The sequence below is a fragment of the Ralstonia sp. ASV6 genome (genome assembly GCF_016429285.1).
GTDB lineage: Bacteria > Pseudomonadota > Gammaproteobacteria > Burkholderiales > Burkholderiaceae > Ralstonia > Ralstonia flaminis.
The window spans coordinates 1-9,207 of record NZ_JAELUI010000178.1; the positions used below are offsets into that span (position 1 = coordinate 1).

Sequence of the window (9,207 nt, forward strand, 5' to 3'; positions counted from 1 at the left end):
ACAGCGCCGCTTTCGACAGCGTGTACGACAGAAAATCCGGGTTCAGATTGTCGAGCTTCTGATCCAGCAAGTTGATGACAACACCACGATGTTCCGCATCACCGGCCGTGAGCGCACGGTGCAGCTCGCGCGCGAGCAGCAGCGGTGCCGCCACGTTGGTACGCATGTGCGTATCGAGCGACGCGTAGCTGAAGCTGGTCGCCACGTCGTACTGAAACAGCGAGGCGTTGTTGACCAGGCAGGTGGGCGTACCCAGTGCAGCGATGCAGTCGCCAATCAGGCGGCCGGCAGCGGCTTCGTCCGACAGGTCGGCCTGCAGCACGGCGGCGCGACGGCCTATGGCGACGATCTCGGCGGCCACGGCGTCGGCCTCGGCGCGCGAGCGGTGGCAATGCACGGCCACATCCCAGCCATGGCGGGCCAGGGCTAGGGCGATCACGCGGCCCACGCGGCGGCCAGCGCCTGTCACGAGGGCAATGCGGTGCGGTGAGGCGGATGCTGCGTTCGGTTGAGTCGGCGTCTGCGCCATTGTTTACAATCCGGCAATGAGCAAAACCGTGAGTCTACCGCTTCCCAACGAGGCAGCGCAGGCGCAATCCGCGCACCTGTTCGCCCTGATCGCCGACGCCATTGCGGCCGCCGGTGGCTGGCTACCGTTCGACCGTTACATGGAACTGGCGCTCTATGCGCCGGGCCTGGGCTATTACAGTGGCGGCGCGGCCAAATTCGGCCGCCGCGTGGAAGACGGCGGCGACTTCATCACCGCCCCGGAACTGACGCCATTCTTCGGCCGCACTGTTGCGCACCAGATCGCGCAGGTGTTGAAAACGCTGCCCGAAGGCCAGCGCCACGTGCTGGAATTTGGTGCCGGCACCGGCAAGCTGGCCGCCGACATCCTGAGCGAACTCGATGCACTGGGTATGCGCCCCGACAGCTATGGCATCGTCGAACTCTCCGGCGAGCTACGCCAGCGCCAACAGGAGCGCCTGACTGCCCTCGGCCCCGAACTGGGGGCCCTCGCGCAGTGGCACGACACGTTGCCCGCGCCGTTTACCGGCGTGATGGTGGGCAACGAAGTGCTCGATGCGATGCCCGTGTCGCTGTGGGCGCGGCGCGGCGGCGTGTGGCACCAGCGCGGTGTGAAGCTCGATGCCGAGCACGGCCTGCAGTGGGAAGACCGTCTTGTCGAGCCGTCCGAGGTGCCCGCCAAACTGGCGGTGCTGCCCGACACCGGCGACCTCATCACCGAATCGCATGAAGCCGCCGAGGGCTTCATCCGCAGCACGGGCGCGGCGCTTGGGCGCGGCCTGCTGCTGCTGATCGATTACGGCTTCCCCGCTGCCGAGTACTACCACGCACATCGCGCCAACGGCACGCTGATGTGCCACTACCGCCAACACGCACACGACGACCCATTCTGGCTGCCAGGCCTGCAGGACATCACCGCGCACGTCGATTTTTCGGGGATTGCCCAGGCGGGGCAGGAAGCCGGGCTGGAGCTGCTCGGCTACACGAGCCAGGCGCGCTTCCTGTTGAGCGCGGGCGTGGGCGAATTGCTGATGACGCTCGATCCGTCCGACCCGATGCAGTTCCTGCCGGCGGCCAACGCCGTGCAGAAGCTGCTGTCGGAAGCGGAGATGGGCGAGCTGTTCAAGGCCATCGCGCTGGGCAAGGGCATCGACGCGGCGCTGCCGCTGGCCGGCTTTGTAGATGCCGACCGCTCGAACCGCTTAGGCTGAGGCGGCTTTCGCAGCCTGGGCTTCGATGGCACGCTCGTTCTGCTCGGCTTCGTAGCGGCCAATCGTGCCACGCATCCACCACAGCAGCGCCAGGCCCGGGAAGGCAAACACCACCGTCATCAGATAGAACGCGGGCCAGCCGTAGGCTTCCACCAGATAGCCCGAGGTCGGCCCGACGTACACACGGCCAATGGAAGCCAGCGCCGACAGCAGCGCATACTGCGTCGCCGAGAACGACCGGTTGCACAGCGCCATCAGCAACGCCACGAAGGCTGCCGTGCCCATGCCACCGCAGATGTTCTCGATGCCGATGGCCACCGCCATCGTCCACAGATGCTGCGGCGTGACGGCCAGCACCCAGTAGCCCAGGTTCGACACCGCCTGCAGCACGCCGAAGAGCAGCAGCGCGCGCACCAGCCCCAGGCGCACCATCAGCGTGCCGCCATACAGCGCGCCAACAATGGTGGCGGCCAGCCCCAGCGTCTTGTTGACGAGACCCACCTCCCCCGCGGAGAACCCGACGCCCCGGATCAGGAACGTGGTCGACAGGCTGCCAGCAAACGCATCGCCCAGCTTATAGAGCACGATCAGCGCCAGCAGCGCCCAGGCGCCGCGGCGTGAGAAAAAATCCTTCAGCGGGCCGACCACCGCTTCCTGCAGCGTGCGCGGCGGGCGCGCCGACACCTCCGGCTCCGGCGACCACAGCGTCGTAAAGATGCCCAACGCCATCAGCCCAGCCATCAGCAAATACATGTTGCTCCAGCCCATCACGCGATCGGCCAGATACAGCGCCAGGCCACCCGACACCAGCATCGCCAGCCGGTAGCCAAGCACCTTCACGGCAGCGCCGACGCCACGCTCGCTGGTGTGCAGCACATCGGTGCTATAGGCGTCGAAGACGATGTCCTGCGACGCCGACAGAAACGCCACCAGCACCGCCAGCCCGGCGAGCGCCCACAGCGCGGCGTGCGGCGGCGTGAACGCCATGGCGGCAATCGACGCCACCAGCCCCGCCTGCGTGAGCACCAGCCAGCCGCGGCGCCGGCCCAGGGATGACGAAAACCCAGGCGGCGTGAAGCGGTCCATCAGCGGCGCCCACAGGAACTTGAAGATGTACGCCTGCCCCACCAGCGAGAACAGCCCGATGGTGCGAATGTCCAGCCCCTCCACCGTCATCCACGCCTGCAGCGTGCCCGAGGTGAGCGCCAGCGGCAGGCCGGAAGCAAAGCCCAGCAGCAGCATCGCGCCGATGCGGCGGTTGCGGAAAACGTCAAGGTAATCGTGGAAGGTCATGTGGCGGGCGGGAATGCGATGCGGGTTGCCACGTAGCGTGGGCGGGTGCGTTGGCCGATATTATGTCTCAGTCGATTCCGCTTACCGCCTCCATGCCACGCCTCATGTCGCCTGTTCGGCGCGCCCTGCTGACTGCCGCCGGACTCACCCTGGCAACCTGGGCCACTGCCATGGATGGCCCACTGCCGGTGCCCGCCGACGGCGTCAAGCTGGAAGCGCCGACCACCACGTCGCCCAATATCCGCCTCGTCATTCCGGCCGAAGAAATCGAGAAACGTGCGCAGGCCGAGTACAAGGGCATCATCGACAATGCTGCGCACGAAGGAGCGCTTGCCCCGGATAACGTGCCCGACCTGATTCGCATCCGCGCCATCGTCGCGCGAATCACCCCGCAGGCCTCACGCTGGAACCCCGACGCCGCCCACTGGCAGTGGGAGGTCAACCTGATCGGCTCACCACAGGTGAATGCGTTCTGCATGCCCGGCGGCAAGATCGCCGTGTTCTCGGGGCTGGTGGAGCAGTTCAAGCTGACCGACGACGAACTCGCCATGGCGCTGGGCCACGAGATCGCCCATGCGCTGCGCGAACACGCCCGCGCCCGTGCCGGCCAGCGCGAGATCACCAACCTGGGCGCCAACGTCATCTCGCAGCTCTTCGGCTTCGGCAACCGGGGCGATACGGACCTGGGCGAAGGCGCCAAGATGCACCTGCTGGCGTTCTCGCGCGCGGAAGAGACGGAAGCGGATCTGGTCGGCATGGACATCGCCTCGCGCGCCGGCTACGACCCGCGCGCCGCGCTCACGCTGTGGCAGAAGATGGGCTCGATCGGCGGGGCTGAGCAAAAGCAGTTCCTCTCGACGCACCCGTCCGGGCGCACGCGCATGGTGGTGCTCTCACGCCATCTGCCGGAAACGCTACCGCTGTTTGCCGACGCCATGCAAATGCCGATGGCCAAGCTGTCGGCCTATCGGTCGAACATGCAGTATCTGGGGGCGGCGCCTGTTGATAATGGGGATGAGGCGCCGATGCGGCCGATGGTGCGGCCTTAGATAATCGTTCGTTAATGATCCAAGCGCCGGTGTAAAACCCAAAAAACATTCCTGTAGGCTTTGCGACGCAGCGTTTGCTGCAATCACTCAATCGCAAACAACAGGGATAAGAAAATGAATAACCGGGGTAAAGGTTTGATCATGCTGGCCATCGCTTGTGCGCTGGCTGTATCGAGCATCGCCACTGCTGAAACGATCAGCGTGATCGGTAACGGAGCACCGCCGAGTACCGCCGCCGATCCGGTACAGCAGTATTACCCGAGCACGCCGACAGTCGGCAGAACTGTCGTGTGGTCCGAAACCAGCACACTCTTGAACAACACCGTATCGACGGTTTCACACGCCTATGTGACGACGTCAGTCGCAAACGGCATCGTCACGGTGGACTCGACGGTCAATGGCGCAGCGAGCGACCGCTATACCAACGACATTGACGGCAATCGCCTCACGCGCACGTACAAAAACGGCAACCTGTGTACGTATGCACCCAAGCGCGACATGCTCAATTTCCCGCTGTCAGTGGGCAAGACCTGGACAGCAACGTGGCAGTACAGCTGCCAGGCTGGTTACCAGGAGTTCGCTACCTTGAACGCGGAGGTCGAGGCCCTGGAAACCCTGACGATTCCGGCAGGTACGTTCAATGCGCTGCGCATCCACTATGTGCTGGCGCTCACCAATTCCAACGACTGGCAGTTGCCGGGGGGTAGCAGCGGCGCGGCTGCCTATAACCAGGACTACCGCTGCTGGTGGGACGTGGATGCCCATCGCCTCGTCAAATGCGATTTCAATTACGCCTACCCCTCGGGGGCACCTGCGAATTACGTGAAGACGTTCTCGCAAGTGGTGACCGCCATTCAATAATCCGGCCCTAGCCTGATTGACAGCCCCGCAAATCTCACCGGAGTTTGCGGGGCTTTTTCACACAACCAGCCACATGACCCAAAACAAAAATACGGAAAGACAATCGGATGCCCGCCATTTAGTAGGGGATCCCGCCGAAATAAGGAAATGCTAAGAAAAGGATTTTGCCGACCTTGTACGCTGCGGCCCGCAGCTTTGCTGCACACAAATTTCCACAAAAATCAGGGATAAGAAGAAATGAATGCATGGGGCAAGGGATTCACGGGAATCGCACTAGCGTGCGTGCTGACCGCGTGCGGTGGCGGCGGTGATGGCGGCAGCAGCAACGGGGGATTTGCCGATCCGAATGGCTTCACGTTGAGCGCCACAGTCGGCGGCACCAAAGTGCAATCGTTCAGCGCAGGCAACGGCCAGACCGCCACGCTGACGGTCAAGTCGGGCCAGGATCTGCGCTTTGATACCGACAAGGACGTCAACTGGAAAGCCGGCGACAAGACAAGCTATACCGATTTCTTGGTCAAGGGCGCCAGCACACAAAGCTGGACAGCTAGCTCGATGAGCCCGCCGGGCGGCACGTTCACGGTCACCGCGACGTCGGCCAAGGATGCAAGTAAATCGGTCAAAGTAACGGTGACGGTGACGCCGCATGAGTACACGGCAGGCGCGCCGCAAACCGTCGGTCGCGTGACCACTTGGGAAGAGGCAACCACGTACACGAGCACAGCCCCCGAAACGCACGAGCGCGTCAACAAGACGACTGCGGTCGACGCCAATACGGGCATCGCGACCATCCTCTCGAAACTTGACAACGTCGACAACGAAACCTACGGGCAGGATGCGGATGGCAACCGGCTTTCACGCTTGCGCACCGCGGATGGACGGTTTTGCACCTACAACCCGAAGCGCACCCTGGTCAGCTTCCCGATGTCGGTCGGTAAGTCTTGGACGTCGAGCTGGACGTACAACTGCACCTCGGTCACCCCGGGCGCTCCGGGCTATCAAGAAACGACCAACATCACCTCCAAGGTCGAGGCCTATGAGCCGCTGACGACCCCAATGGGCACGCTGAACACGCTGCGTATTCATCACGTCGAGACCACTACAAAGTCCAATGATGAAGGGCTGCAAAACGGTTTGTCAGGCAATGCGGCTTACGGCACCGACATGGTCTGCTGGTGGGACGTGGTTGGCCTGCGTACGGTCAAGTGCGATTTGGTCAACACATACCAAGGCACGGTGACGACGAACCACACCAAGACCTTCACGCAGGTCCTGAAGTCGGTCCAGTAAGCACCAGGCATAAATAGCTTCATCGCATCACCGGCCCCGCAGGCTTTCCCGGCCTCGCGGGGCTTTCTTTTTGCGCGACAGGCACCCGCCCCCGCCGCCCATGTCGAGATAGCGCCATCCCCGCCACCGTCGCCCCCAGAACCAGCACCGCGCCGCCCGTCTGCACCGGGCTGAACCACTCCCCCAGCACCAGCGCACCCAGCACGGTCGCCGTCAGCGGGCTCAGCAACGAGAGAAACGTCACGTCCGCGCCCAGCACGCCAATCCCGCGAATCCACAGCCAGTAGCCCAGCGCCGTGCCGATCACGATCAGGTACGCAAAGCCCACGGCATTGCGCAGCGTGAGCGCAGGCGGCAAACCCTCCACAAACAACGCGACCGGCAGCAGCACCAACCCACCCAGCGCGAGTTGCCACGCGGCCACGGCCAGCGGCGTGCCGATGCGGCCCCAGCGCTCAATGAGTACCGTGCCCATTGCCATCGACAGTGCTGCGGCCAGCGCCGCCACCACGCCAATCGCATCCAGCTTGGCGGCCGGACCGAGAATCAGCAGCCCCACCCCCAACGACCCCGCCAGCGCCACCGCCAGTTGCATCGGACGCGGCTTACGAGCGAGCAGCGGCCACGCCAGCAACGCCACCACCAGGGGCTGCGCAGACATGATCGTCGCCGCAACGCCCCCCGGCAGGCGCTGCGCCGCCACAAACAGCAGCGCGAAGAACACACCAATGTTGGCCAGCCCGAGAAACAGCAATGGCAGCAGCTTATTGCGCGGGGGTAAGCCGGGGCCAAGCAGCATCAGCAACACGCCCGCCGGCAGCGCACGCAATGCACCCACCAGCAGCGGGTGGTCAACCGGCAGTGTCTGCGTGAAGACGAGGTAGGTTGTGCCCCACAACATGGGTGCCACTGCGGTGGCCAGCATTGCGGTCAGGCGATTGAATGACATGATAAATCTCCACGTTACGTAATTTGATATCGAATTAAATGAGCCAGAAAACTCAACCCGGGAAGCGCCCGCTGAACGCCAGCTCACTGATCGGCTTGCGCGGCGTGGGGCCTTCCACCGATTGCAGCGGTGCCGGCAACGACGCCACATAGCCGCGGCGGCCAACGGCCACGGCAATCTCGATGCGGAAGCGCTCCGGCACGTGCAGTACAGCGCGGGCCCGGTCGTAATCCACACCCGCCATGCCGCGCGCGTGATAGCCGAGGCTGACCGCCTGCAGCCCCAGTTGCGCCCATGCGGCACCGGCATCGAAGCTGTGCGTGTGCGACGGCACAGTGTTGGCCGGGTCGTCCCGGTGGATGAGCGTGTCGGACAGCACGAAGATCAGTGCCGAGGCGTGCTGTGCCCAATCGCCGTTGAAGGGCACGAGCAGGCTGACGAACTCGGCCCAGTGCGCATCGTCGCGGCGGGCGTAGAGGAAGCGCCACGGCTGGTAGTTGTAGGCCGATGGCGCCCAGCGTGCCGCCTCCAGAATGCGCAGCAGATCGGCCTCGGGCATGGGCTGGCCGTCATAGGCGCGTGGCGACCAACGCGCCAGAAACAGCGGATCGATCGGGTGATCGGCAAGTCGTTCAGTCATGAGATACCTCGTGAGAAAGATGCGTCAGGATGCCAATTGCCTCGCACCGGCAAACCCGATACGATTCCAAGAATCTTGACATCAAATAGTTTGATGTCGAAATACTATGACGAGGTTTTCGATGGGTCAAGGTGATCCCACACCCACACAAGGGGGACCGATGGACGGCATCCTCGCGCAATGGCGGCGCGAGCGCCCGGACGTCGACGCCAGCCCGATGGCCGTCTGCGGCGAGGTCTGGCGCGCTGGTGAACGCCTGCGCCAAGGCGTGATTGCCAACATCGCCAGCGCCGACCTGGACATGGCCGGCTTTGACGTGCTGCTCACACTGCGCCGCAATGGTCGCGAACAGGCACTGTCACCCTCCGCGCTGGCCAAGGACATGCTGTTGTCCACCTCCGCCATGACCAACCGGCTCGACCGCCTGGAAAAGCGCGGTCTGATCGCCCGCAGGACCGACCCTGATGACCGGCGCGGGCTGCAGATCGTGCTTACCGATGCGGGGTTCGCCTTGGTCGATGGCCTGGTCGTCTCGCATGTGGAGGCGGAGGAGCGGATGCTCGCGGCGCTAAGCCAAGCCGAGCGGGCGATGTTGCGGGAGTTGCTGGGGAAGATTGGCGGGGCGGCACCGTAATTTCCCGCAACACAAACCTCAAACTCCCCACCCGCAAGCGGCGCCACAATCGCAATCATCCAGCCCGATTGCGAGTCGACCATGCTCCGCACCACCCTCCTCCCCCTGGCCTGCGCTGCCGCCCTTGCTGCGGCGGTGCCACCCCCGGCCGTTGCCCAGACAACCTCTGCACCGGCTGACGACAGTGAAGCCCTGCACAACATCCAGAGCAACTTCGCCCACATGACGCCGCCGCCACGCTCGGTGGAGTCGATCAACAAAGACCTGCAGCAGGCCAAGGCGGCACCGGTCAACCGCCCGGGCGGCGGACGCGGTGGCCGGGGCAAACGTCAGCAACAGCAGCAAGACAACACCAGCCCCGACGCCAAGCCGCAGGCGGCACAGGACGTGTCCACGCCGTCAGTCAATCCGCAGCCGAGCGCAACAACCCCGTAAGAAGACGGGTCGCACGGCCGGCCATTCCTCTTTACGATGGCACTTCATGCACGCGCGTGGCGTGCCCTGATGTGCTGGAGGGGGAGAAACCTGTGAGCCTGGCCGTGCTGTGTGTGCTGGTGATCGTGGCGACGGTGTGCGCAGCGCGTGCCCGGCGCCGGGCTGCGCGCACGCTGGCGGTGCTCTGCGCGGTGCTGGTGGTGGCCATTGGCTGCGGGCCGGTACCGGCCTGGTTGCTCGATTCCCTGGAAAAGCCCTTCGAGAACGAGCCGCAAATCACCTGGGGCGCGCGCAACGCCATCGTGCTGCTGGGTGCG

10 protein-coding genes and 1 pseudogene are annotated in these 9,207 nt (G+C 64.4%); 7 read left to right on the top strand and 4 right to left on the bottom strand.

From position 1 onward, the window contains the following. A partial coding sequence (locus tag JHD73_RS24435; RefSeq protein WP_199032765.1) for an SDR family NAD(P)-dependent oxidoreductase occupies positions 1-529 on the bottom strand: 529 nt, incomplete at its 3' end. A gap of 16 nt (positions 530-545) precedes the next feature. On the opposite strand from JHD73_RS24435, the gene JHD73_RS24440 reads away from it, so the two are divergent. After that, complete coding sequence (locus JHD73_RS24440; protein WP_199032766.1) at positions 546-1,739, top strand: class I SAM-dependent methyltransferase; 1,194 nt, start codon at positions 546-548, stop codon at positions 1,737-1,739. Here the strand turns inward: JHD73_RS24440 and JHD73_RS24445 are convergent. Continuing rightward, the gene (locus JHD73_RS24445) at positions 1,731-3,032 is read right to left on the bottom strand and encodes a muropeptide transporter (protein ID WP_199032767.1); all 1,302 of its coding nucleotides are present in this window, start codon (positions 3,030-3,032) and stop codon (positions 1,731-1,733) included. The genes JHD73_RS24440 and JHD73_RS24445 overlap by 9 nt on opposite strands. A 92-nt stretch (positions 3,033-3,124) precedes the next feature. On the opposite strand from JHD73_RS24445, the gene JHD73_RS24450 reads away from it, so the two are divergent. From JHD73_RS24450 to JHD73_RS24460, 3 genes are all read left to right on the top strand, one after another. Further along, positions 3,125-4,081 (top strand): M48 family metallopeptidase, encoded by a 957-nt coding sequence (locus tag JHD73_RS24450; RefSeq protein WP_199032768.1) that lies wholly within the window; start codon positions 3,125-3,127, stop codon positions 4,079-4,081. Between the two features lie 141 nt (positions 4,082-4,222). Continuing rightward, positions 4,223-4,942 carry a hypothetical protein gene (locus tag JHD73_RS24455; protein WP_233177141.1) on the top strand — a complete coding sequence of 240 codons (720 nt, stop codon included), beginning with the start codon at positions 4,223-4,225 and terminating at the stop codon, positions 4,940-4,942. Positions 4,943-5,179: 237 nt separating this feature from the next. Next, positions 5,180-6,232, top strand: coding sequence for a hypothetical protein (locus tag JHD73_RS24460; protein WP_199032770.1), 1,053 nt, complete (start codon positions 5,180-5,182; stop codon positions 6,230-6,232). 19 nt (positions 6,233-6,251) lie between these two features. On the opposite strand, the gene JHD73_RS24465 is transcribed toward JHD73_RS24460, so the two are convergent. Continuing rightward, the gene (locus JHD73_RS24465) at positions 6,252-7,181 is read right to left on the bottom strand and encodes an EamA family transporter (protein WP_199032771.1); all 930 of its coding nucleotides are present in this window, start codon (positions 7,179-7,181) and stop codon (positions 6,252-6,254) included. A gap of 52 nt (positions 7,182-7,233) precedes the next feature. Further along, a complete protein-coding gene (locus tag JHD73_RS24470) occupies positions 7,234-7,821 on the bottom strand; it encodes a nitroreductase family protein (RefSeq protein ID WP_199032772.1) in 588 nt (195 codons plus the stop codon). Positions 7,822-7,942: 121 nt separating this feature from the next. Between JHD73_RS24470 and JHD73_RS24475 the strand changes: the two genes are divergently transcribed. From JHD73_RS24475 to JHD73_RS24485, 3 genes and pseudogenes are all read left to right on the top strand, one after another. Beyond that, the gene (locus JHD73_RS24475; protein WP_199032773.1) at positions 7,943-8,455 is read left to right on the top strand and encodes a MarR family winged helix-turn-helix transcriptional regulator; all 513 of its coding nucleotides are present in this window, start codon (positions 7,943-7,945) and stop codon (positions 8,453-8,455) included. Between the two features lie 81 nt (positions 8,456-8,536). After that, positions 8,537-8,890 (top strand): signal peptidase, encoded by a 354-nt coding sequence (locus tag JHD73_RS24480; protein ID WP_199032774.1) that lies wholly within the window; start codon positions 8,537-8,539, stop codon positions 8,888-8,890. Positions 8,891-9,024: 134 nt separating this feature from the next. Next, positions 9,025-9,207 (top strand): annotated as a pseudogene (locus JHD73_RS24485) (YdcF family protein); the annotation flags it as partial.

What these genes read in the sequence shown, in the direction of transcription:
- JHD73_RS24440 (WP_199032766.1), top strand. Translation starts at nt 546, where the DNA reads ATGAGCAAAACCGTGAGTCTACCGCTTCCCAACGAGGCAGCGCAGGCG.
- JHD73_RS24445 (WP_199032767.1), bottom strand. Translation starts at nt 3,032, where the DNA reads ATGACCTTCCACGATTACCTTGACGTTTTCCGCAACCGCCGCATCGGC.
- JHD73_RS24450 (WP_199032768.1), top strand. Translation starts at nt 3,125, where the DNA reads ATGCCACGCCTCATGTCGCCTGTTCGGCGCGCCCTGCTGACTGCCGCC.
- JHD73_RS24455 (WP_233177141.1), top strand. Translation starts at nt 4,223, where the DNA reads ATGCTGGCCATCGCTTGTGCGCTGGCTGTATCGAGCATCGCCACTGCT.
- JHD73_RS24460 (WP_199032770.1), top strand. Translation starts at nt 5,180, where the DNA reads ATGAATGCATGGGGCAAGGGATTCACGGGAATCGCACTAGCGTGCGTG.
- JHD73_RS24465 (WP_199032771.1), bottom strand. Translation starts at nt 7,181, where the DNA reads ATGTCATTCAATCGCCTGACCGCAATGCTGGCCACCGCAGTGGCACCC.
- JHD73_RS24470 (WP_199032772.1), bottom strand. Translation starts at nt 7,821, where the DNA reads ATGACTGAACGACTTGCCGATCACCCGATCGATCCGCTGTTTCTGGCG.
- JHD73_RS24475 (WP_199032773.1), top strand. Translation starts at nt 7,943, where the DNA reads ATGGGTCAAGGTGATCCCACACCCACACAAGGGGGACCGATGGACGGC.
- JHD73_RS24480 (WP_199032774.1), top strand. Translation starts at nt 8,537, where the DNA reads ATGCTCCGCACCACCCTCCTCCCCCTGGCCTGCGCTGCCGCCCTTGCT.